This is a genomic window from Miltoncostaea oceani, from assembly GCF_018141545.1.
In the GTDB taxonomy this organism is placed as follows: Bacteria; Actinomycetota; Thermoleophilia; order Miltoncostaeales; family Miltoncostaeaceae; genus Miltoncostaea; species Miltoncostaea oceani.
Map to the genome: position 1 here is coordinate 3507310 of NZ_CP064356.1, position 21242 is coordinate 3528551.

The following is a 21242-nucleotide window of genomic DNA, read 5'->3' on the forward strand; positions in this document are numbered from 1 at the left end:
CCATCACGTCCGACGCTTCGAGGAGACCGCATGACATCCATGGCGCGTCCCCGCCCCGGCGTGGAGAACCCGAACTGATCGCGCTGCTCTTCCCCGGCCAGGGGGCGCAGCAGGTCGGCATGGGCAAGGCGCTCGTCGAGGCCTACCCCGTCGCCCGCGAGACGTTCGAGGAGGCCAACGACCTCCTCGGATTCGACCTCGCGCGCCTCTGCTTCGAGGGGCCCCACGAGACGCTGATGTCCACGGAGATCTGCCAGCCGGCGGTGCTCACGCACTCCGTCGCCGCGTGGCGGGTCGCCCGGGCGCACGGCGTGGAGGGCGACCTCACGATGGGCCACTCGCTCGGCGAGTACGCCGCCCTCGTCGCCTGCGGGAGCCTCTCCTTCGAGGCGGCGCTGATGCTGGTGCAGGCCCGCGGGGCCGCCACCACCGACGTCGTCACCCGCACCCCCGGCTCGATGGCCGCCCTGCTGGGCGCCAGCGACGAGGACGTCGAGGCGCTCTGCCTCGAGGCCGGCGAGGTGTGGCCCGCGAACTACAACTGCCCCGGCCAGATCGTCGCCTCCGGCCTGCACCGAGGCGTCGACCGCCTGCTCGACCTGGCGCGCGCCCGCGGCATCAAGGCCCGCCTGCTCGACGTGGACGGCGCCTTCCACTCGGCGGTCATGGCGCCCGCGGCCGAGAAGCTGCGCGAGACGCTCAGCAGCGTCAAGCTGAGCACGCCGTCGCTGCCCTTCCTGTCGGCGACGTCGGCGGCCTTCGAGAAGGGCGAGCGCGTCCGCTCCCTCCTCGCCCAGCAGCTCACCGCGCCGGTCCGCTTCACCCAGTCCGTCCGGCTCGCCCTCGACCACGGCGTCGACCAGTTCGTGGAGTTCGGTCACCGCCGCGTCCTCGTCGGCCTCGTCCGCCGGATCCGCCCGGGGGTGGACGCCGTCCACCTGGGCGACCCGTCCGACCTCCCGGCCCTTCTGGCGCTCGCCGGGAAATCGCCGGGATAGCGGTGCCCGTCGCGCTCGTCACCGGAGCGAGCAAGGGGATCGGAGCGGCGTGTGCGGTGGCCCTGGCGGAGCGCGGCTACGACGTCGGCCTGACCTACGCCGATGACCGCGCGGGCGCCGAGGCCACGGCCGCCCGCGTCGAGGCCGCCGGCCGCCGCGCGCTCGTGCACCGCGCCCAGGCCCGCGACCCCGAGGCCGCCCCCGCGATGGTCGCCGCGACCGAGGACGCCCTCGGGCCGATCGACGCGCTCGTCGCGAACGCGGGCATCACCCGCGACGGCCCCGCGGTCCGGATGACGGGCGACGCCTGGCGCGACCCGATCGACGTGAACCTCACCGGCACGATGAACGCGGCGCGGGCGGTGCTGCGCGGCATGCTGCGCCGCCGGTCCGGGAGCATCGTCGCGATCTCCTCCGTCGTCGGGGTGCAGGGCAACGCGGGCCAGGCCAACTACGCCGCGTCGAAGGCGGGCATCATCGGCCTCGTCCGCGCCCTCGCCCGCGAGGCCGGGCCGCGGGGCGTGAGGGTCAACGCCGTCGCGCCCGGGTACGTGACGACCAGGCTGACGGACGTCCTCGCCGACGAGCACCGCGGGCACCTGCTGTCCGCCACCGCGCTGGGGCGCCTCGGGACCCCCGAGGACGTCGCCGGACCGGTCGCGTTCCTCTGCTCGCCGGAGTCCGCGTTCGTCACGGGGGCGGTGCTGGCGGTGGACGGGGGGTTGCGGATATGAGCGGGCAGCGCAGGGTTGTGGTGACGGGGCTGGGGATCGTCTCCCCCCTCGGGATCGGCTGGCGGGACTCGTGGGACGCCGCGCTCGCCGGCACGTCGACGGCGCGCACGATCACGCGCTTCGACCCGGTGGACCACGCGTGCAAGATCGCCTGCGAGGTCCGGGGCTTCGACCCCGACGACCACATCGACCGCCGGGCGGCGCGGCGCATGGACCGGGCGAGCCAGCTCGCCGTGGCCGCCGCCCGCATGGCCGTCGAGGACGCCGGGCTCGAGATCCGCGGCGGCGGCGAGCGGGCCGGCGCCGTGATCTCGACGGGCAACGGGTCGAGCCAGACCTTCGAGGACAACGACGCCCAGCTCATCGCGCGCGGCCCGGGGCGGGCCTCCCCCCTGATGGTCCCCATGACGATCGTGAACATGTCGGCCGGCCACGTCTCGATGCAGCTCGGCCTGCGCGGGCCGAGCTCGTGCGTGGTCACCGCCTGCGCCTCGGGCAACCACGGCATCGGCGACGCGTCGGCGATCATCCGCAAGGGCGCCGCCGACGTGATGGTCGCCGGCGGGACCGAGGCGGGCGTCACCCCCTTCTGCATGGCGGGCCTCGACGCGACGCGGGCCCTGTCGCGGCGCAACGACGACCCCGAGCACGCGAGCCGCCCCTTCGACCGCGACCGCGACGGGTTCGTGTCGGCGGAGGGCGCCGGCATCCTCGTGCTCGAGAGCCTGGAGCACGCCCTCGACCGCGGGGCGCCGATCATCTGCGAGCTCGTCGGCTACGGCGCCAGCAGCGACGCCTACCACCTGACCGAGCCGGACCCGAGCGGCCGCTGGCAGGTCGCGGCGATGCGCGCCGCCCTCGCCCGCGGCGGCCTCGACGGCACCGACGTGGACTACGTCAACGCGCACGGCACCTCCACCGGCGCCGGCGACCCCGTCGAGATCGGCGCGATCCGCCAGCTCGTCGGCGACGACCGCGCGCCGTCGGTGATGGTCTCGTCCACGAAGTCGATGCACGGCCACGGCATGGGCGCCGCCGGCGGCTTCGAGGCGGTGCTGACCGCCCTCGCCATCCGCGAGGGCCGGGTCCCGCCGACGATCAACGTCGAGAACCTCGACCCGGCGTGCGCCGGCGTCGACCACGTCCTCGGCGAGAGCCGCGCGACCCCCGTCGACGTGGCGATCTCCAACTCCTTCGGGTTCGGCGGCCACAACGCCGTGCTCGCGTTCGCGCGGTACGACGCATGAGCGGCGACGGGCGCGTGCGCGTCGTCATCACCGGCATCGGGGTGGTCTGCCCCCTCGGCATCGGCCGCGAGGAGATGTGGGCGTCCGTGCGGGCCGGGCGCTCCGGCGCCGGCCTGATCACGCTCTTCGACACCACCGACTGGCCCGTGCGGATGGCCTGCGAGGCCCACGGCTTCGACCCCGCCGACTTCATCGACCGCAAGGCGTCGCGGCGCATGGACCGCTACGCGCAGCTCGCGGTCGCGGCGGCGCGGCTCGCGGTGGCCGACGCGGGCCTGCCGATCGACGACGACGGCGCCGGCATCGGCGCGATCATCGGCAACGGCGGCTCCGGGACGATCTCCCGCGAGGAGCAGCACCGGATCATGATCGAGCGCGGCGTCGACCGCGTCTCGCCGTTCGCGATCCCCCTGAGCGTCGCGAACATGGGCGCTGGGCAGGTCTCGATCGAGCTGGGCCTGCGCGGGCCGGTCACGGCGGTGTGCACGGCGTGCGCGGCCGGCACCGACGCCATCGGCACCGCGACCGACGTCATCCGCCGCGGCGACGCCCGCGCGATGCTCGCCGGCGGCGGCGACACCCTCATCAGCCCGTACTTCGTGGCCGGCTTCGACGCGATGCGCGTCCTGTCGCACCGCAACGACGACCCCGCCGGCGCGGCGCGGCCCTTCGACCAGGACCGCGACGGCTTCCTGGTGGGCGAGGCCGGCGCCGTCGTCGTGCTGGAGCGGCGTGACGACGCCATCGCCCGCGGCGCCGGGATCATCTGCGAGGTCGCGGGGTACGGCGCCAGCGCCGACGCCCACCACATCACCGACCCCGACCCGAGCGGCGCCGCCCAGGGCCGCGCCGTGCGGGCCGCGCTCGCCGACGCCGGGATCGAGCCGGCCGAGGTCGACCACGTCAACGCCCACGGCGGGGCCAGCAAGCCCGGCGACCCCGCCGAGGTGCTGATGCTGCGCGAGGTGCTCGGCGACGAGGTCGCTGCCCGCGTCGCGGTCAGCGCCACCAAGTCGATGCACGGCCACTGCATGGGCGCCACCGGGGCCCTCGAGGCCGCGATCACCGCGCTCGCCGTGCACGAGTCGGTGCTGCCGCCGACGATCAACCTCCACAACGTGGCGCCCGAGTGCGTCGGCGTGGACCACGTCGCGAACACCGCGCGGCCCGCCGACATCCGCGTCGCCCTCTCGGCCTCGTACGGCCTGGGCGGGCACAACGCGGTCCTCGCGCTGACCCGGGACGACGCGGCACGATGAGCTGGATCCGCGGGCTCACCCCGAGGGCCGAGAAGACGATCCGCCTCGTCGTCACGTGCGCCGTGGCCGCGGTCCTCGGCATCACCGCCGTGGTGATCGACAGCGAGCCGCTGGCGTACGTCGCGTCGGGGATCGTGCTCGCCGGGATCCTCGCCGGCCCCGTCATCGCCCGGCTCCTCGCACCCCCCCGCGACGGGGTGCCACCCCCGGGCGACGGCGGTCGGTGAGAGGCGGTACCCTCGGCGGATGAGCCCGGACCCCCGCGAGACCCTCGACCGCCTGCTGGCGGAGCGCATCCTCATCCTGGACGGCGCCACCGGGACGATGATCCAGCGCCACCCGCTGGAGGAGGCGGACTTCCGCGGTGAGCTGCTCGCCGGCCACGGCCAGCCGCTCAAGGGCAACAACGACCTCCTGACGCTGACGCGGCCGGACGTCATCTCCGGCATCCACCACGCGTTCCTCGAGGCGGGCGCGGACATCGTCGAGACGAACACGTTCAGCTCGACGTCGATCGCGCAGGCCGACTACGGCACCGAGCACCTCGTGCACGACCTCAACGTCGAGGCCGCCCGCCTGGCGCGCGCCGCCGCCGACGAGTGGACGGCGCGGACCCCCGACAAGCCCCGGTTCGTGGCGGGCGCGATCGGCCCGACCAACCGGACGCTGTCGATCTCCCCCGACGTCGAGGACCCGTCGAAGCGGGCGGTGACGTTCGACGGCCTGCGGGCCTCCTACGCCGAGCAGGTGCGCGGCCTCGTCGAGGGCGGCGCCGACCTGCTCCTCATCGAGACGATCTTCGACACGCTCAACGCGAAGGCGGCGATCGTGGCGGTCGAGGAGGTGGCGGAGGAGACCGGCCGCCGCCTGCCCCTCATGATCTCCGTGACGATCACGGACCGCAGCGGGCGGACGCTCTCGGGGCAGACGATCGAGGCGTTCTGGATCACGATCGCCCACGCGAAGCCGTTCAGCGTCGGCGTGAACTGCGCCCTCGGCGCGGCCGAGATGCGGCCGTACATGGCCGACCTGTCGCGCGTCGCCTCGTGCTGGACGACCTGCTACCCCAACGCCGGCCTCCCGAACGCCTTCGGCGAGTACGACGAGGGCCCCGACGAGACGGCCGGGGAGCTGCGCGAGTTCGCGTCCGGCGGCCTCGTGAACATCATGGGCGGCTGCTGCGGCACGACCCCCGACCACATCCGCGCGATCGCGGCGGCGGCGGAGGGGCGGGAGCCGCGCCGCATCCCCGTCCCGACGCCGCTCACCCGGCTCGCCGGGCTCGAGCCCCTCGTGGTCACCCCCGACGCGAACTTCCTGATGATCGGGGAGCGCACCAACGTCACGGGGTCGCGCCGCTTCGCGGAGCTGATCCTGAAGGACGACTTCACCACCGCGCTCGAGGTCGCGATGGAGCAGGTCCGCAGCGGCGCGAACATCATCGACGTGAACATGGACGAGGCGATGCTCGACTCCGAGCAGGCCATGACCACGTTCCTCAACATGGTCGCGACCGAGCCCGAGATCGCCCGCGTCCCGATCATGGTCGACAGCTCGAAGTGGTCGGTGATCGAGGCCGGCCTGCGCTGCGTGCAGGGCAAGCCCGTCGTCAACTCGATCAGCATGAAGGAGGGCGAGGAGGACTTCCTCGCCAAGGCGGCGACCGCCCGGCGCTACGGCGCCGCGATGGTGGTGATGGCCTTCGACGAGGAGGGCCAGGCCGACACCGTCGAGCGCAAGGTGTCGATCTGCGAGCGCGCGTACCACCTGCTGGTGGAGCGGGTCGGCGTCGCGCCCGAGGACATCGTCTTCGACCCCAACATCTTCGCGGTCGCGACCGGCATCGAGGAGCACAACGGCTACGCGATGGCCTTCATCGAGGCGACCCGCCAGATCAAGGAGCGCTGCCCGGGCGCGAAGGTCAGCGGCGGCGTCTCGAACCTGTCGTTCTCGTTCCGCGGCAACGACGTCGTGCGCGAGGCGATGCACACCGCGTTCCTCTACCACGCCACCCGCGCGGGCATGGACATGGGCATCGTCAACGCCGGTCAGCTCGGCGTCTACGAGCAGATCGACGAGGAGCTGCTGGAGCACGTCGAGGACGTCCTCTTCGACCGCCGCCCCGACGCGACGGAGCGCCTCGTCGAGCTGGCCGAGCGCGTCAAGGGCACCGGGGCGGCGCGCGTCGCCGACCTGAGCTGGCGCGAGGCGCCGGTCGAGAAGCGGCTCGAGCACGCCCTCGTGAACGGCATCGTCGACTTCATCGAGGAGGACACCGAGGAGGCCCGGCAGGGCTTCGCGACCCCCCTCGAGGTGATCGAGGGCCCGTTGATGGCGGGCATGGGCGTGGTCGGCGACCTGTTCGGCGCCGGCAAGATGTTCCTGCCCCAGGTGGTGAAGAGCGCCCGCGTGATGAAGCGCGCCGTCGCGCACCTCGAGCCGTACATGGAGGCCGAGCGCGAACGCGCCCGCGCCGCCGGCGAGGACGTCGAGGCCCAGGGCACCATCGTGATGGCGACGGTGAAGGGCGACGTCCACGACATCGGCAAGAACATCGTCGGGGTCGTCCTCGGCTGCAACAACTACCGCGTCGTCGACCTCGGCGTGATGGTCCCCGCCGAGCGGATCCTGGAGGCCGCCGTCGAGGAGCGCGCCGACATGATCGGCCTGTCCGGCCTCATCACCCCGTCGCTCGACGAGATGGTGACGGTGGCGTCCGAGATGGAGCGCCGCGGCATGGACATCCCCCTGCTGATCGGGGGCGCCACCACCAGCCGCCAGCACACCGCCGTGAAGATCGCGCCGGCGTACTCGGAGTCGGTGACGCACGTCCTCGACGCGTCCCGCGCCGTGGGGGTGGTGTCGCGCCTGCTCGACACGGACGAGCGGGCGGCGTTCGAGGCGCGGACCCGCGAGGAGCAGGACACGCTGCGGGCCCAGTACGCGACCCGCCGCGAACGCCCCCTGCACCCCTACGCGGAGGCCCTGTCCCGCGCGCCGCGCATCGAGTGGCGCGCCGAGGACGTCCCGGAGCCGGAGTTCACGGGCGCCCGCGTGCTCGACGACGTTCCGTTGTCGGAGATCGTCCCGTTCATCGACTGGCAGTTCTTCTTCCACGCCTGGGAGCTGAAGGGCCGGTTCCCGGAGATCCTCGACGACCCGCGCCACGGCGCGGCCGCGCGCGACCTGTACGAGGCGGCGACGGCGATGCTCGACCGGCTCGTCACCGAGGGGCGCCTGCGCGCCCGCGGCGTCTACGGCTTCTGGCCCGCGAACTCCGACGGGGACGACATCGTCGTGTTCACCGACGCGACGCGCACGGAGGAGGCGACGCGCTTCCCGATGCTGCGCCAGCAGCGCGTGAAGGCGGACGACAAGCCCCAGTACGCGCTGTCGGACTTCGTGGCGCCCCTCGCGTCCGGCCTGCCGGACCACATCGGCGCGTTCGCCGTCACGGCGGGCATCGGCGCCGACGACATCGCCCGGGAGTTCGAGGGGGAGCACGACGACTACTCGGCGATCATGGTGAAGGCGCTCGCCGACCGGCTCGCGGAGGCGTTCGCCGAGATGCTCCACGCGCGCGCCCGGCGCGAGTGGGGGTACGGCGCCGACGAGGAGCTCGCGAACGAGGACCTGATCGCCGAGAGGTACCGCGGCATCCGGCCCGCCTTCGGCTACCCGGCGTGCCCCGACCACCTGCCGAAGACGCGCCTCTTCGACCTGCTCGACGCCCCCGCGATCGGGATGAGCCTCTCCGAGAACCTGGCGATGATGCCGGCGGCGTCGGTGAGCGGGATCTACCTGCAGCACCCGCAGGCGCGCTACTTCGCGGTCGGCACCGTCGGCCGGGACCAGGTCGAGGCGTACGCGGCGCGGATGGGGATGCCGCTCGCCGAGATCGAGCGGTGGTTGGCGCCGGTGCTCGCGTACGAGCCCGAGGCGCGGGCGGCGGCCGTCGGCTGACCGTCCCGCGGCGCCCGGCGCCGCGACCTGGGTCCTCGACACGAACGCGTTCGACGCGCTGGTGGCCTCCGGCGAGGTGGCGGAGCGTGCGCGGCGCCTCTGCGCGCGGGGGGCGGTGCGGTTCGAGACGAGCGAGGTGCAGGAGGGCGAGCTCGCCCGCCTCCGCGACGCGGACCGCGAGAAGCACCGCCGCGCCGACCGGATCCCCCGGTTCGTGGTGCCGGCCGCCGAGGTCCGGGGGGTCGCCCCCCGCCACGTCCGCGACGCCCGCATCGCGGCGACCGCCCGCCGCGACGGCCACGTCCTCGTGACCGACGACCGGCCGTTGCGCGAACGGGCCGCCGCCCTCGGGGTCACGACGTGGGACACGGCGCGGCTGATCGAGGAGCTCGCCCGCCGGGACGCCCCCGCCTGACGGCGCGGGCCGCGCCGGGCGGCCCATCGACAGCGGGCTCACGGCCGGTCCACAGCCCGATCCCAGGCGCGGCCGCTTCACTCGGGGCGACGCCGCGGGACTGGCCCGCGGCGCACGACACGAGAAGCGGGCCCGTGGTCTACATCCGGTACATGCTCGCGGAGCTGCGCAGGCGACGCGCCCGCACCGTCCTGACCGCCCTCGGCCTCGGCGTGGGCATCGCGATCGTGATCGCGGTCGGGGCGCTGTCGAGCGGGCTGGACGCCGCCCGCGCCCAGGTGCTCGCACCGCTCACCGGCGTCGGCACCGACATGACCGTGACCCGTCCCATCTCCACGTCCGGGGACGACGACGGGGCGGGCGGGTCCGGCGGGTTCCCGCAGCTCACCGACGAGGAGCGGGAGCTGCTGCGCGAGGAGAACGGGGACGCGGGGATCGACTTCGGCGCGCTGACCCCCGGAACGGAGTTCTCGCAGACGACGTTCGCCTCCGGGCAGATCTCGTTCGCGTCGTCGCGCGTCGACGACATCGCCGGCATCGACGGGGTCGAGGCGGCGGCGGGTGGCCTGACGCTGTCGATGACGACGATCTCGGGCACCGTGCCCGAGCAGTCCGCGCAGGGCGTGCCGGGCGGGCCGGGCGGCGGTGGCGGCCCGGGGATGGTGCAGGGCGGGGCGGAGTTCTCCCCGGTCACCGTGAGCGGGGTCGACCGCGGCACCCCCGGCCTCGGCGCCGTGACGGAGGGGCAGATCACCGACGGGGGGTGGTTCACCGCCGGCGGGGAGCGCCAGGCCGTCGTCGACGCCGGCCACGCCGCGGAGGAGGGGATCGCCGTCGGCGACACGGTCGACCTGGACGGCACCGGCTTCACGGTCGTGGGGATCGCGGAGACACCGCTCGGCGGCCAGGCGTCGGACGTCTACGTGCCGCTCGCCCAGCTCCAGGCGCTCGCCGGCCGGGAGGGGCGCGTGAACGTCGTCTACGTCCGCGCGACGTCCTCCGACGCCGTCGGCGCCGTCGCCGACGCCATCGCCGCGGCGTACCCGGACACCTCGGTCGCGACGGCGGACGCCCTCGCCGACCGCGTCAGCGGCTCCCTCGTCGACGCGGAGGACCTGACCGGCCGCCTCGGCCTCGCGCTCCAGGCCGTCGGCCTGCTCGGCGCGGTGCTGATCGCCTCGCTGCTCACCCTGTCGTCGGTCGCCAAGCGCGTCCGCGAGCTGGGGACCCTGTCGGCCATCGGCTGGCCGCGGCGGCTCGTCGTGCGCCAGGTGGCGGGCGAGTCGCTGGTGCAGGGCCTGCTCGGCGGGCTCGCCGGCGTCGCCGCGGGCCTCGCGGCGGCGTGGCTGATCGGCGCGGTCGGCCCGACCCTGACGGCCGAGGTCGCGGCTGCGGGCGGCGCGGCGCTGCCCGGGCCGTTCGGCGGTGGCGCCGCCGCGGAGACGGTGAGCGAGTCGATCTCCCTCACCGCCGACGTCTCGCCCGGCCTGGTGCTGCTCGCGGTCGGCCTGGCGGTGGCGGGCGGCCTGGTCGCCGGCACCGTCGGCGGGCTCCGGGCCGCGCACCTGCGCCCCGCCGACGCGCTGCGCCGGATCGACTGACCATCCCACCCGACGGAGGACGACGCATGACGACGACCGTGGACACGACGGACACGACCTACGAGCTGACCGACGTCGCCCGCACCTACGGGAGCGGGGACGGGCGGGTCGAGGCCCTGCGGGGTGTCGACCTGCGGATCGGTCGCGGCGAGATGGTCGCCGTGGCCGGGCCGAGCGGCTCGGGCAAGACGACCCTGCTGCAGATCCTCGGCGGCCTCGACCGGCCGACCGGCGGCCGGGCGCTGTTCGAGGGGCGCGACATGGGCGGGATGCGCGAGGCGGAGGTCACCCGGTTGCGGCTCGACGCGATCGGCTTCGTGTTCCAGCACTTCAACCTGATCCCGACGCTCGGCGCGGCCGACAACGTGGAGCTCGCGCTCGCCCCGCGCGACCTCGACGGCGACGCCCGCCGGGCGGTGGTCGCCGAGGCGCTCGCGGACGTGGGCCTCGGGCACCGGGCCGGGCACCTGCCGGGCGCGCTGTCGGGAGGGGAGCAGCAGCGGGTGGCGATCGCGCGGGCGCTCGCGGGCCGGCCGCGCGTGCTGCTCGCGGACGAGCCGACCGGCAACCTCGACTCCGCCACCGGCGCGGAGATCGTCGCGCTGCTGCGTCGCCTGTGCGCCGAGCGCGGGCTCACCGTCGTGCTGATCACCCACGACGAGGCCGTCGCCGCCGCCGCGGACCGCACCGTCCGCATGCGCGACGGGAGGCTCGCGGGGACGGGAACGGGAACGGGAGCGGCGTGGGCGGGGTCGCCGGCCCCGTAGGCCGCCCCGCCCTCGGGTCAGATGTCGAACTGCTCCTTGGCGAGGTAGAGGCGCGCCTGGCGCGCCCCCTCGCCGAGGGCGGCGAGCTTCGCCTCGACGACGTCGGTGGGCAGCAGGTGGAGCCCGGGGGTCGCGACGACCCAGAGCTGCGACGGGACCCCGGCACGGGCGGCGCCGAGGGTGCGGCGCGCGACGTCCATGACGTCCTCGACCTCCTCCGACGACCCGTCGACGCCCTCGATCGCCGCGTCGTCGGCGCCGAGGCGGTAGACGCCGGGCGGCACGTCCCCCGCCGTCTCGACGATGACGCCGCGGTGCCCGTCGAGCGCGGCGGCGTCGATCATGCGGGCCTTGACCGCCAGGTGGGGGGCGGCGGCCTGCGCGGCGCGGACGGTCTCGGGCGTGTCCTCGTCGGCGCCGCTCGCCGTGACGTCGATGCCGAGGCGGGCGAGGCGGGCGCCCCAGTCCGGGTCGCCCGGCAACGCGCCGAGGACGATCGTCGGCAGGACGGGGAGCTGGACCCCGAGGGCCGCCAGCTCGTCGCGCCTCATCTCGGGCGCCTAGTCGTCGACGTCGCCCTCGAAGAGGGCGAAGAACGCGTACTGCGGGTCGTGGGCGACGAGGAAGCGGCCCGCGGGGACGGTCATGGGCGGCACGACGACGGCGCCGCCGCCGTCGACGATCAGGGCGTCCGCCCCGTCGAGGTCCTCGACGGTGAAGTAGACGAGCCAGTGGGGCGGCGCGGGCGCGGAGGGGTCGAGGGACATCAGCCCGCCGTTGAGGGACCCGCCGTTGGTGATGCTCCAGTAGGGCATGGCGCCGGTCGCGACGGTCGCGAACTCCCACCCGAAGAGGGCGCCGTGGAAGTCGCGGGCGGGGCCGGGGGCGTTGGTGTTCAGCTGGTTCATCGTCATCGTGCCGACCTCGTTGACGCGCCGCGCGCCGGCCATCTCCCCCGCCTGCCAGAGGCCGACGACCGCGCCCTGGGGGTCCGCGATGACGGCCATCCGCCCGGCCCCCGGGACGTCGAACGGGGGCGCCACCACCGACCCGCCGAGCTCGGCCGCCCGGGCGGCGGTGTCGTCGGCGGACGTGACCGCCACGTACGAGAGCCACGCCGGGGGGACGCCGGCAGCGCGCTGCTCCGGCCCCTGCGGGGCGATGCCGGCGACGGGGTCGCCGCCGACGGTCATGACGGCGTAGCCGCCGTACTCGCCCCCCACCGGCTCGCCCTCCCACCCGAGCACGGCGCCGTAGAAGGCGCGGGCGGCGTCGGCGTCGGTGGTGCTGAGGTCGGCCCAGCAGAACGTGCCGGGCGCGTAGGCGGTGCGCTGTCCCACGCGGCCAGGATACCCGGCGCCCGGGCCGGGGATACCATCGCCCGCCATGGGCGGCGACGGGTGGATCCGGAGGCTCGGACCGTGGGTCGGCATCGGCACGAGCCCCGCGGCGCTCATGACCGGCGGGGGCGTCGGGCGCGGCCTGCGCGGCGGTGAGCTGGTCGCCGCGCTCGTGACGGGCGTGGCCCTCCTGGCGGGCATCGCCCTGCTGCAGGGGCTGATCGGCCAGCGCACCGGCAGGACCCTCGGCGCCCTGACCGCCGGGCCGCTCGGCGTCGTGGGGAGCCGGCGGAGCGCGTCGGTGGTGATGCTCGCGATGATGATCGGGTGGTTCGGGGTCAACGTCGGCGTGGCGGGGGTCGCCGTCGCCCGCCTGACGGGGATGCCCGACCTCGCCGGCATCGCCGTCTTCGCCGTCCTGATGCTCGGCGTCGTGACGTTCGGCCTGGGGGCGCTCTCGTGGTCGGCGCTCGTCGCGGGCCTCGCGACGACGGGGCTCGCCGCGTACGGCCTGCACCTCGCGTTCGCCGACCGAGAGGTGACCCTGTCGGGCGGCGAGGCCGGCTCCCACCCGATCTCGTTCACCGCGGCCGTGGCCCTCATGGTCGGCTACGGCGCCGCGTTCTCCCTGCGCACCCCCGACTTCACGCACGACCTCGCCCGGCCCCGCCAGGTGGTGTGGTGCGCCCTCGCGGGCCTGGTCGTCCCGGTGCTGGTCTTCACCCTCGCCGGCGCCGCCCTGCAGGCGGCGACGGGGTCGTTCGACCTCGCCGACGTCCTGCGCGACCTCGGGAGCCCCGGGATCGCGTACCTGTTCGTGGCCGTCGGGTTCACGGGCTCGGTGCTGACGAACATCTGGTCGGGCGGGTTGTCCCTCACCGACGTCGCCCCCGGGATCCCCCACGCGGCGGCTCTGGTGGGCGTGACGGTGGTCGGCGGGATCGTCGCCGCGGGGGGTCTCGCCGACCACATGCTGCCGTGGCTGACGGTGATGGCGCTGGCGGCCCCGGGCCTGGTGGCGGTCTGCGCGATCCACGCGCTCCGCGGGGGACCCGCGATCGCCGGGTGGGGAACTACGGGACTGTGCTGCTGGGGGGCCGGATTCGGCTGCGGAATCGCTCTTCACCTGGCAGGCTCTGGCCTTGCGCTCCCCGCGGCCGCCGCGGTACCCGCGATCGGGTACTGGTGGTTCGGTCCGACGGAGGAGCGGAATCTTGCGGATGCGAATGCGGGGGGCTGAGGTGGCGATCGATCAGGCGCGGACATCGCGTGGCGGGGCCGTGGGTCTGGACACGCACGGCATCTCGGCGGAGGGCACCGTGTGGTGGAACCTCCCGCCCGCGGCGCTGTACGAGCACGCGCTCGCCGCCGGCGACGCCCAGATCGCCGAGGGCGGCCCCCTGGTCGTGTCGACCGGTGCCCACACCGGCCGCGCGCCGAAGGACAAGTTCGTGGTGGAGGAGCCCGGCTCGAAGGACCGCATCTGGTGGGGTTCGGTCAACCAGCCGATCGGCGAGGACAAGTTCGAGGGCCTGCGCGACAAGCTGCGGGAGCACCTCTCGGCGGCGTCCGACCTGTACGTGATCGACGCCTTCGCCGGCGCGGACCCGAAGCAGAAGCTGCCGGTGCGCGTCGTGTCGGAGAGCGCGTGGCACGCCCTGTTCGCGCAGACGATGTTCATCGTGCCCTCGGACGAGGAGCTCGAGGCCCACTCCCCCGAGGCCCTCATCCTCCACGCCCCGAGCTGCACGGCGGACCCCGCGACGGACGGCACCCGCCAGGGCAACTTCGTGCTGCTGCACCCGACGGCGCAGGAGATCCTGATCGGCGGCACCTACTACGCCGGCGAGATCAAGAAGTCGATCTTCACCCTCATGAACGACCGCCTGCCGAACAACGGCGTGCTGTCGATGCACTGCTCCGCCAACGTCGGCGCCGACGGCCGCGTCGCCGTGTTCTTCGGCCTCTCCGGCACGGGCAAGACGACCCTCTCCACCGACTCGGAGCGCCCGCTGATCGGCGACGACGAGCACGGCTGGGGCCCGGACGGCGTCTTCAACATCGAGGGCGGCTGCTACGCGAAGGTCATCAACCTGTCGCAGACGGGCGAGCCGGAGATCTACGAGACGACCCGCAAGTTCGGGACGGTCCTCGAGAACGTCGTGATGGACCCGGTGACGCGTCGCCTGGACCTCGACGACAACTCGAAGACGGAGAACACCCGCGCCGCGTACCCCCTCGCCTCCATCCCGAACATCGTGGAGAGCAAGCGCGCCGGGCACCCCTCGACGATCATCATGCTGACGGCCGACGCCTTCGGCGTGCTGCCCCCCATCGCGAAGCTCTCCCCCGAGGAGGCGATGACGATGTTCCTCGCCGGCTACACCGCGAAGGTGGCCGGCACCGAGGTCGGCGTGGTCGAGCCGGAGGCGACGTTCAGCGCCTGCTTCGGCGCCGCTTTCCTCCCGCAGCCCCCCTCGGTCTACGCCGAGATGCTGGGCGAGCGGATCCAGGAGCACGGCGTGTCGGTGTGGCTCGTGAACACCGGCTGGAGCGGCGGCCCGTACGGCGTCGGCTCCCGCATGCCGATCAAGGCGACCCGCGCCATCGTCCGCGCCGCCCTCTCGGGCGAGCTCGACGCGGCCCCGACCCGGACGGACCCGAACTTCGGCTTCCAGGTCCCGACGGAGGCGCCCGGCGTGGACAGCGCCCTGCTCGACCCGCGCGGCACCTGGGCCGACGGCGACGCCTACGACGCGTCGGCGAAGAGCCTCGCGTCCCGCATCCTGGAGCACGCCGCCAAGATGCGTGCGTAGCACCCCCGACGCCCCCTACGGCGGTGCGCCCGCACCGCCGGAGGGGTGCGTCCGGATCGTCTCCTGGAACCACCGGGGGGCATCCCGCGGACGACCATCGTCCGCCGCGCGCCCTCGGCGGGCGTGGAGCGGACCCGGTGGCCGGATGGCGCCGCTCAGCGCCCCCGGAACCCCGGGGGACGCTTCTCGCGGACGGCCGCGAGGCCCTCGCGGAGGTCCTCCGACGCGAAGGCGCGGCGGCGCATCGCCCCCGCCGTCTCCTCGACCAGCTCCCACGGCGCCCGGTCCACGATGGCGTCGATGATCGCCCGGGTCCCCTCCACCGCGAGCGGCGCGGCCGAGGAGACCGCCGCCGCGACCTCGCCGGCGGTCGCCCACAGGTCCCCGGGCTCCGCGACCTCGTCGACCAGGCCGATCCGCATCGCCTCGTCCGCGTCGACCGGGCGCCCCGAGAGGAACAGGCGGCGCGTCCGGGCCGGGCCCATCACCGCGACGAACCGGCGCAGGCCGTCGGGCGCGTAGACCACGCCGATCCGGGCGGCGGGCATCAGAAGGCGGGCCCCACGTGCCGCGATGCGCCAGTCGCACGCGACCGCCAACTCAAGCGCCCCGCCCACCGCCGCGCCGTTCAGCACCGCGATCACCGGGCGGGGACACGCCGCGATCGCGCGGGCCGCCCGGCCGAGGCGGCGCTCCCCGTCCTGCAGGCGGGCGACGAGCTCCTCCGGGGTGCGGTCCCCCAGGTCGAGGCCGCTCGAGAAGTGCCGGTCACCCGCCCCGCCGAGCAGCACGACTCGGGCGGCGGCCGCGCGGGGGCCCTCCAGTAGGCTGACCAGGGAGTCGAGGATCGGGTCGTCGAGGGCGTTCGCACGCGTCTCGTTCGCGATCCGGACCACGAGGGCGTCGCCGTCCTCCTCGACGAGGAGGCGGCCGGACGGAGGGGTCTCAGCTGGCATCGATCCTCGTCATGGGAGCGGGAGCGGTCGGCACCTACTACGGGGCGCTGCTGGCGCGCCGTGGTCACGATCTCACGATGGTCGCGCGGGGCGCCCACCTCGACGCGATGCGGCGCACCGGGACGGCGATCGTACGGGAGCTCGACGGCGCCCGCTGGGACGTGCCCGTCCGCGCCCTCGCCGCGCCCGCCGGACCACCGCCGGACCTCGTCGTCGTCACCGTCAAGTCGCACCACACGACCGCCGCCGCGGAGGCCCTCGCCGGGGTCGTCGCCCCCGGCACCCCCGTCCTGTCGCTCCAGAACGGCGTCGAGAACGTCGGGCGGCTCGGCGCCGTGCTCGGCGCGGAGCGGGTGCTCGGCGCGATCGCCTTCGTCGGCCTCCGCGTCGAGGAGCCCGGGGTCGTCGACCACGAGGCCGAGGGGTGGGTGCGCATGGGGGACCCCGCCGGCCCGACGGCCCTCGCCGACGCCGTCCACGCCATCGTCGCCCCCGCCTGGGACGTGACGCTCTCCGAGCGGATCGTCCACGACCAGTGGCACAAGCTGCTGTGGAACGCCGGCTTCAACGCCATCTGCGCCATCACCGGCGCGACCGCCGGCGAGACCCTCGCCACCCCCGGCTCCGAGGCCCTCGTGCGGGAGGCGATGTGGGAGGTCGTCGCCGTCGCCGCCCGGCACGGCGTGACCCTCACCGAGGAGGACGTGGCGGGCATGGCCGCCCCCAACGCCGCCCTCCGCGACTACCACCCGTCGACCGCCCGCGACCTCGCCGCCGGCAAGCCGCTGGAGCGCGACGCGCTCTGCGGGTTCCTCGCGCGGGAGGGGGCCGCGCTCGGCGTCCCCGTGCCCGTGAACCGCGTCCTCGACGGCCTCCTCGCACTGCAGGAGGACCGCCGGGCCCGCGGTGAAGGCTTTCACCGCCACCCGTAAGGATCCCCTAAGAAGCCCCATCCCGGCCCGCGGGCGGCCTACGGTCGCCACGTGGCACATCACACATCGGACCGGAGGGGACCCATGAGGAAGAGCGGGAACTGGTGGATCGGCATCGCCGCGGGGCTGACGCTCGGCGCCGCGGTCGTCGTGACGGTGGACCAGGTCAGCGAGCCGGCGTCCGCCCAGGGCGGCTTCGCCGTGTCGGCGGAGCAGCTGCGCATCAACCAGCGCATCTCGCAGGCCGCGGTGCGCCGCAGCAACGAGTCGCTGAACCTGCTCGACCCGGTGCGCAAGTCCGGCGCCCGCGACGACGCGCCCGGCTGGGCCACCGCCCAGATCCGCGACAGCGCCATCACCGCCGCGAAGATCGCCGACAACGCCGTCACCACGCCGAAGATCGCCGCCGGGGCGGTGTCGAACGACAAGCTCGCGCACCCCGTCTACTGGGCCGTCGTGAACGCCGACGGGACACTCGCCCGCGGCAACGGGGCGACCGCCTCCGCCAAGGTCACCGCCGACGCCGGCGCCTACAAGGTCACGTTCGGGGCCGACGTCAGCGCCTGCGCCTACACGGCGACGGTCGGCGGGGCGGGCACCACGACGCCGCCGGTCGGCGTCGCCACCACGTACCTGAACCCCGACACCGCGAAGAACGCCGTCACCGTCCGCACCTACGACGTCGACGGCGCCGCCATCGTCGATCCGGTCACGGAGGGCGAGGACAAGGCCTTCCACGTGACCGTCACCTGCTGACCGCAACTCTAAGAGGGCGGTAAGAGTCCCGTGAGCGCTACGCCGTGCGTCCGACGCGCGGCGTAGCGTGGCGCCTCGGTGTTCGCGCGTACGGGGGGTCGGCATGTTGGGGACAGGTGCACTGAAGCGGCACTGGTGGGTCGGGATCGCGGCCGGCACGGCGCTCGGTCTCGGCGGGGTCGTCGCGCTCGAGGCGGCCACCGACGAGGCGAGCGCGCAGCGGCCCGTCGCCGTCACCGCGCAGCAGCTCAAGATCAACCAGAAGATCTCGCAGGCGGCGGTCCGGCGCAGCAACGATGCGCTCACCCGCCTCGGCGCCATCGAGGCGCACCCCTACCTGTTCGCCGTCAGCAGCGGCGCGGTCGGGTCGAACCTCGTGCGCGGCAACGGCGCGGTCTCGTCGCAGCGCGTCGACGAGGGCAACTACCGGGTGAAGTTCGACCGCAACATCAGCGCCTGCTCCTGGACGGGGACGCCGTCCGTCGACGCGCCGCCGGTGCCGGACGCCGTGTCCGTGCGGATCGCGCTCGACACGACCGACGCGGCGCGCACCCAGCTCGTGGTGCGGACCGCCAACGACGCCGGCGCGCCGGTGAACGGCGGGTTCCACGTGCAGGTGATCTGCTGAGCGACTGACCGGCCCCGCGGGGCCGCGCCCGGGCGATCACGCCCCGAGCGCGGCCTCCGCGAGGATCCGCTCCACGACCTCGTCGAAGCCGAGCCCCGCCGCCTCGGCCGCCTTCGGCAGCAGGCTCGTGTCGGTCATCCCGGGGATCGCGTTGATCTCGAGCACCCAGAGCCGGTCGTCGGGGTCGAGGATCATGTCGACGCGGCTCAGGCCGCGGCACCCGAGCGCCCGGAAGCAGGCGATCGCCAGGCGCGCGGCCTCCTGCGCCACCTCGTCCGGCAGGCGCGCCGGGGCGACGAACTCGGTCAGGCCCGGGGTGTAGCGGGCCTCGAAGTCGTAGAAGTCGCGGCCGATCGGCGTCGCCTCCACCACCGGGAGGGCCCACGGCTCCCCTGTGCCGAGCACGGAGATCGCCAGCTCCCGGCCGGGCACGAACCGCTCCAGCAGCACGCGGTCGTCGTACGACAGGGCGCTCATCAACGCCCCCGGGACCTCGGCGGCGTCGTGGGCGACCGAGATGCCGAGCGCGGAGCCCTGCTTGGCGGGCTTCACCACCAGGGGCAGCCCCAGCCGCTCCCGGATGTCCGGCAGGGCCTCGGCCGCGCCGAGCTCGCGGAAGGCGTCCTGGCGGAACGCGTACGCCGGGGGCGTCGGGATGCCGGCGGCGTCGAAGTGGGCCTTCGCGACGACCTTGTCCCACGTGCGCTCGCACGCCAGCACGCCGGGGCCGGTGTACGGGATCTCCAGGATCTCGAGCAGCTCCTGCACGGTCCCGTCCTCGCCGCCGCGGCCGTGGAGGGCGATGAACGCCGCGTCGGGGCGCTCGTTGCGGAGCGTGCGGACGAGGTGCTGGTCGACGTCGACCTCCAGCACGTCGTGCCCGAGGCGGCGGAGCGCGGCCTCGGCGTTCGCGCCGGAGCGGAGGCTCACCTCGCGCTCCAGCGACCGCCCGCCCTTCAGAACGGCGACCCTCACGTGAGCCCTCCCAGGGCGCGGTGCAGCTCGGTCATCTCGGACACGGCGACCCCCAGGCGTCGGACGCCCTCGCTGATGACGGCCTCGGGGACCCCCGAGAAGTTCAGGCGCATCGAGTCGCCGCCGCGGCCGTCGAGGAACGCGCCGCGGCCCGGCACGAACCCGACGGCGTGCTTCTCGCTCGCCGACGCCAGCAGGTGGGTCGTGTCGAGGTAGGCGGGCAGCGTCGCCCACACGAACAGGCCGCCCTCCGGGCGGGTCCAGACCGCCTCCGGGGGCATCTCCTCCTCCAGCGCGCGCAGCATCGCGTCGCGGCGGGAGCGGTAGATGCCGTTGAGGCGCTGCACGTAGTCGCGCCAGTCGTAGCGGCGCATGTACTCGATGATGAAGCGCTGGGACATCGTCGACGTGCAGAGGTCGGCGGCCTGCTTGCCGAGGTTCATCTTGCGCAGCACCGACGCGGGGGCGGCGACCCACCCGACGCGCAGGCCCGGCGACAGGATCTTCGAGAACGTCGAGAGGTGGATCACCCAGCCCGCCCCGTCGTCGAGCTCCCACAACGACGGCAGCGGCTCGCCCTCGAACCGGATCTGCCCGTACGGGTTGTCCTCCACGATCAGCAGCTCGCGGTCGTGCGCGAGGCGGATCAGGTGCTCCCGCCGCTCCAGCGACATCGTCACGCCGGCGGGGTTGTGGAAGTTGGGGATCGTGTAGAGCAGCTTCGGCGTCCGGCCCTCGGCGGCGAGGCGCGACAACGCCTCCTCGACCAGGTCGGTGCGCAGGCCGTCCCCGTCCATCGGGATGTGCTCGACGCGGGCCTCGTACGTGGTGAAGCAGGGGACCGCGCCGGGGTACGTCGGCCCCTCCGCGAGGATCGTGTCCCCCGGGTTCACGAAGGTCCGGATGGAGAGGTCGATCGCCTGCTGGCCGCCCGTCGTGACCATCACGTCGTCGACGCCGACGCGGGCGCCGTCGCCCCCCATGATCTCCACGATCCGCTCGCGCATCTCCAGCAGCCCCTCGGTGGGGCCGTACTGGAGCGCCGACGCCAGGTGGTCGCGGGCGACCACCTCGATCACCTCGTCGAACATCTCCCGGGCGAACGACTCGGTGTTCGGGAAGCCGCCGGCGAGCGAGATGATGTCGGGACGCTCCGACAGCGACATCAGGTCGCGCATCACCGACGACACGATCCCCGCGGCGCGCGAGGCGAAGCGGACGTCGTAGCGTGCCGAGTCGCCCGGGGTCAGGGCGCTCTCGTGCGGCCGGTGCCGCGGCGGGGGGGTCCGTGGGTGCGTCGGGTCTCCCTCGGGGGGGTGCATGACGATCACGTCCAGTCTAGGGGGCGTCCGCCGCCGGGCCGAGCGGGTGCGCCGCGGGGCCTCTGGTACCATCGCGGGCCGTGCCGACCCGGTCCGCCCCGCCCCCGGCAATGCCCCAGGCACGCGTGCTCCGCGTGCCGAACATCCGGCGTGCCCGACGCGACGACTGGCAGCAGCTGCTGCGGTTCTGCGTGGTCGGTGCGACGGGGTATCTGGTCAACCTCGCGGTCTTCTCGGCGCTGGTCTACGGGGCCGACGCGCATCACGCGGTCGCGGCCCTCGGCGCGTTCGCCGTGGCCTGGACCAGCAACTTCGTCGTCAACAAGTTCTGGACCTTCCGCCGCCACGGCCTGTCGGCGCTGCAGCAGGGCGCCCGGTACCTGGCGGTGAGCCTCGTCGCGCTCGGCCTGAACCTCGTCCTGCTCGAGGTGCTGGTGCGCGCCGGCACCCCCGAGGTGCTCGGCCAGGCCATCGCGATCGCCGCCGTCATGCCGGTGAACTTCCTGCTCAACCGCCGCTGGTCCTTCCGGTAG

The 21242-nt window shown here is 74.5% G+C and carries 20 protein-coding genes; 15 read left to right on the plus strand and 5 right to left on the minus strand.

Features of this window, described 5'->3' with window-relative positions:
• The first annotated feature begins 83 nt into the window (after positions 1-83).
• The 9 genes from fabD to IU369_RS17880 all read left to right on the plus strand — a co-directional run bounded on the left by fabD (position 84) and on the right by IU369_RS17880 (position 10984).
• Entirely contained in the window at positions 84-998 is a 915-nt protein-coding gene (gene fabD / locus IU369_RS17840; RefSeq protein WP_281426253.1) for an ACP S-malonyltransferase, read from the plus strand.
• A 2-nt stretch (positions 999-1000) separates the two neighbouring features.
• On the plus strand, positions 1001-1732 hold the full coding sequence (gene fabG, locus IU369_RS17845) for a 3-oxoacyl-ACP reductase FabG (RefSeq protein WP_217922332.1): 732 nt from the start codon (positions 1001-1003) through the stop codon (positions 1730-1732).
• Positions 1729-2979 carry a beta-ketoacyl-ACP synthase II gene (fabF, locus tag IU369_RS17850; RefSeq protein WP_217922333.1) on the plus strand — a complete coding sequence of 417 codons (1251 nt, stop codon included), beginning with the start codon at positions 1729-1731 and terminating at the stop codon, positions 2977-2979. The genes fabG and fabF overlap by 4 nt, the downstream gene beginning before the upstream one ends.
• A complete protein-coding gene (locus IU369_RS17855) occupies positions 2976-4238 on the plus strand; it encodes a beta-ketoacyl-[acyl-carrier-protein] synthase family protein (protein WP_217922334.1) in 1263 nt (420 codons plus the stop codon). The genes fabF and IU369_RS17855 overlap by 4 nt, the downstream gene beginning before the upstream one ends.
• The gene (locus IU369_RS17860) at positions 4235-4465 is read left to right on the plus strand and encodes a hypothetical protein (RefSeq protein ID WP_217922335.1); all 231 of its coding nucleotides are present in this window, start codon (positions 4235-4237) and stop codon (positions 4463-4465) included. Before IU369_RS17855 ends, IU369_RS17860 begins: the two co-directional genes overlap by 4 nt.
• 19 nt (positions 4466-4484) lie before the next feature.
• A complete protein-coding gene (gene metH, locus IU369_RS17865) occupies positions 4485-8201 on the plus strand; it encodes a methionine synthase (RefSeq protein WP_217922336.1) in 3717 nt (1238 codons plus the stop codon).
• A gap of 61 nt (positions 8202-8262) precedes the next feature.
• On the plus strand, positions 8263-8616 hold the full coding sequence (locus IU369_RS17870) for a PIN domain-containing protein (protein ID WP_217922337.1): 354 nt from the start codon (positions 8263-8265) through the stop codon (positions 8614-8616).
• Positions 8617-8750: 134 nt separating this feature from the next.
• A complete protein-coding gene (locus IU369_RS17875; RefSeq protein WP_217922338.1) occupies positions 8751-10217 on the plus strand; it encodes an ABC transporter permease in 1467 nt (488 codons plus the stop codon).
• A 26-nt stretch (positions 10218-10243) separates the two neighbouring features.
• On the plus strand, positions 10244-10984 hold the full coding sequence (locus IU369_RS17880) for an ABC transporter ATP-binding protein (protein ID WP_217922339.1): 741 nt from the start codon (positions 10244-10246) through the stop codon (positions 10982-10984).
• Positions 10985-11001: 17 nt separating this feature from the next.
• On the opposite strand, the gene IU369_RS17885 is transcribed toward IU369_RS17880, so the two are convergent.
• Positions 11002-11535: a uroporphyrinogen decarboxylase/cobalamine-independent methonine synthase family protein gene (locus IU369_RS17885; RefSeq protein WP_217922340.1), complete on the minus strand. Its 534-nt coding sequence runs from the start codon at positions 11533-11535 to the stop codon at positions 11002-11004.
• Between the two features lie 9 nt (positions 11536-11544).
• Positions 11545-12324, minus strand: coding sequence for a VOC family protein (locus tag IU369_RS17890; RefSeq protein WP_217922341.1), 780 nt, complete (start codon positions 12322-12324; stop codon positions 11545-11547).
• 46 nt (positions 12325-12370) lie between these two features.
• Here IU369_RS17890 and IU369_RS17895 point away from each other — a divergent pair, with 46 nt between their 5' ends.
• Positions 12371-13564, plus strand: coding sequence for a cytosine permease (locus IU369_RS17895; RefSeq protein ID WP_217922342.1), 1194 nt, complete (start codon positions 12371-12373; stop codon positions 13562-13564).
• Between the two features lie 40 nt (positions 13565-13604).
• Positions 13605-15140, plus strand: a complete 1536-nt coding sequence (gene pckA, locus IU369_RS17900) for a phosphoenolpyruvate carboxykinase (ATP) (protein ID WP_217922343.1) — start codon at positions 13605-13607, stop codon at positions 15138-15140.
• A gap of 155 nt (positions 15141-15295) precedes the next feature.
• Here the strand turns inward: pckA and IU369_RS17905 are convergent, their stop codons facing one another.
• Entirely contained in the window at positions 15296-16096 is an 801-nt protein-coding gene (locus tag IU369_RS17905) for an enoyl-CoA hydratase/isomerase family protein (RefSeq protein WP_217922344.1), read from the minus strand.
• A gap of 11 nt (positions 16097-16107) precedes the next feature.
• Here IU369_RS17905 and IU369_RS17910 point away from each other — a divergent pair, with 11 nt between their 5' ends.
• From IU369_RS17910 to IU369_RS17920, 3 genes are all read left to right on the plus strand, one after another.
• A complete protein-coding gene (locus IU369_RS17910; RefSeq protein ID WP_217922345.1) occupies positions 16108-17028 on the plus strand; it encodes a ketopantoate reductase family protein in 921 nt (306 codons plus the stop codon).
• Between the two features lie 84 nt (positions 17029-17112).
• The gene (locus tag IU369_RS17915; protein WP_217922346.1) at positions 17113-17784 is read left to right on the plus strand and encodes a hypothetical protein; all 672 of its coding nucleotides are present in this window, start codon (positions 17113-17115) and stop codon (positions 17782-17784) included.
• Between the two features lie 103 nt (positions 17785-17887).
• Positions 17888-18412, plus strand: coding sequence for a hypothetical protein (locus tag IU369_RS17920; RefSeq protein ID WP_217922347.1), 525 nt, complete (start codon positions 17888-17890; stop codon positions 18410-18412).
• Positions 18413-18448: 36 nt separating this feature from the next.
• Here IU369_RS17920 and IU369_RS17925 read toward each other — a convergent pair whose 3' ends face one another.
• Complete coding sequence (locus tag IU369_RS17925; protein ID WP_217922348.1) at positions 18449-19387, minus strand: D-alanine--D-alanine ligase family protein; 939 nt, start codon at positions 19385-19387, stop codon at positions 18449-18451.
• Positions 19384-20709 carry an aminotransferase-like domain-containing protein gene (locus tag IU369_RS17930; RefSeq protein WP_217922349.1) on the minus strand — a complete coding sequence of 442 codons (1326 nt, stop codon included), beginning with the start codon at positions 20707-20709 and terminating at the stop codon, positions 19384-19386. Before IU369_RS17930 ends, IU369_RS17925 begins: the two co-directional genes overlap by 4 nt.
• An 80-nt stretch (positions 20710-20789) precedes the next feature.
• Here IU369_RS17930 and IU369_RS17935 point away from each other — a divergent pair, with 80 nt between their 5' ends.
• Complete coding sequence (locus IU369_RS17935; protein ID WP_217922350.1) at positions 20790-21242, plus strand: GtrA family protein; 453 nt, start codon at positions 20790-20792, stop codon at positions 21240-21242.

Coding starts and splice junctions, on each gene's coding strand:
- IU369_RS17930 (WP_217922349.1), bottom strand. CDS start 20,709: ATGCACCCCCCCGAGGGAGACCCGACGCACCCACGGACCCCCCCGCCG.
- IU369_RS17895 (WP_217922342.1), top strand. CDS start 12,371: ATGGGCGGCGACGGGTGGATCCGGAGGCTCGGACCGTGGGTCGGCATC.
- IU369_RS17885 (WP_217922340.1), bottom strand. CDS start 11,535: ATGAGGCGCGACGAGCTGGCGGCCCTCGGGGTCCAGCTCCCCGTCCTG.
- IU369_RS17860 (WP_217922335.1), top strand. CDS start 4,235: ATGAGCTGGATCCGCGGGCTCACCCCGAGGGCCGAGAAGACGATCCGC.
- IU369_RS17910 (WP_217922345.1), top strand. CDS start 16,108: ATGGGAGCGGGAGCGGTCGGCACCTACTACGGGGCGCTGCTGGCGCGC.
- IU369_RS17880 (WP_217922339.1), top strand. CDS start 10,244: ATGACGACGACCGTGGACACGACGGACACGACCTACGAGCTGACCGAC.
- IU369_RS17905 (WP_217922344.1), bottom strand. CDS start 16,096: ATGCCAGCTGAGACCCCTCCGTCCGGCCGCCTCCTCGTCGAGGAGGAC.
- IU369_RS17855 (WP_217922334.1), top strand. CDS start 2,976: ATGAGCGGCGACGGGCGCGTGCGCGTCGTCATCACCGGCATCGGGGTG.
- IU369_RS17920 (WP_217922347.1), top strand. CDS start 17,888: ATGTTGGGGACAGGTGCACTGAAGCGGCACTGGTGGGTCGGGATCGCG.
- fabF (WP_217922333.1), top strand. CDS start 1,729: ATGAGCGGGCAGCGCAGGGTTGTGGTGACGGGGCTGGGGATCGTCTCC.
- metH (WP_217922336.1), top strand. CDS start 4,485: ATGAGCCCGGACCCCCGCGAGACCCTCGACCGCCTGCTGGCGGAGCGC.
- IU369_RS17915 (WP_217922346.1), top strand. CDS start 17,113: ATGAGGAAGAGCGGGAACTGGTGGATCGGCATCGCCGCGGGGCTGACG.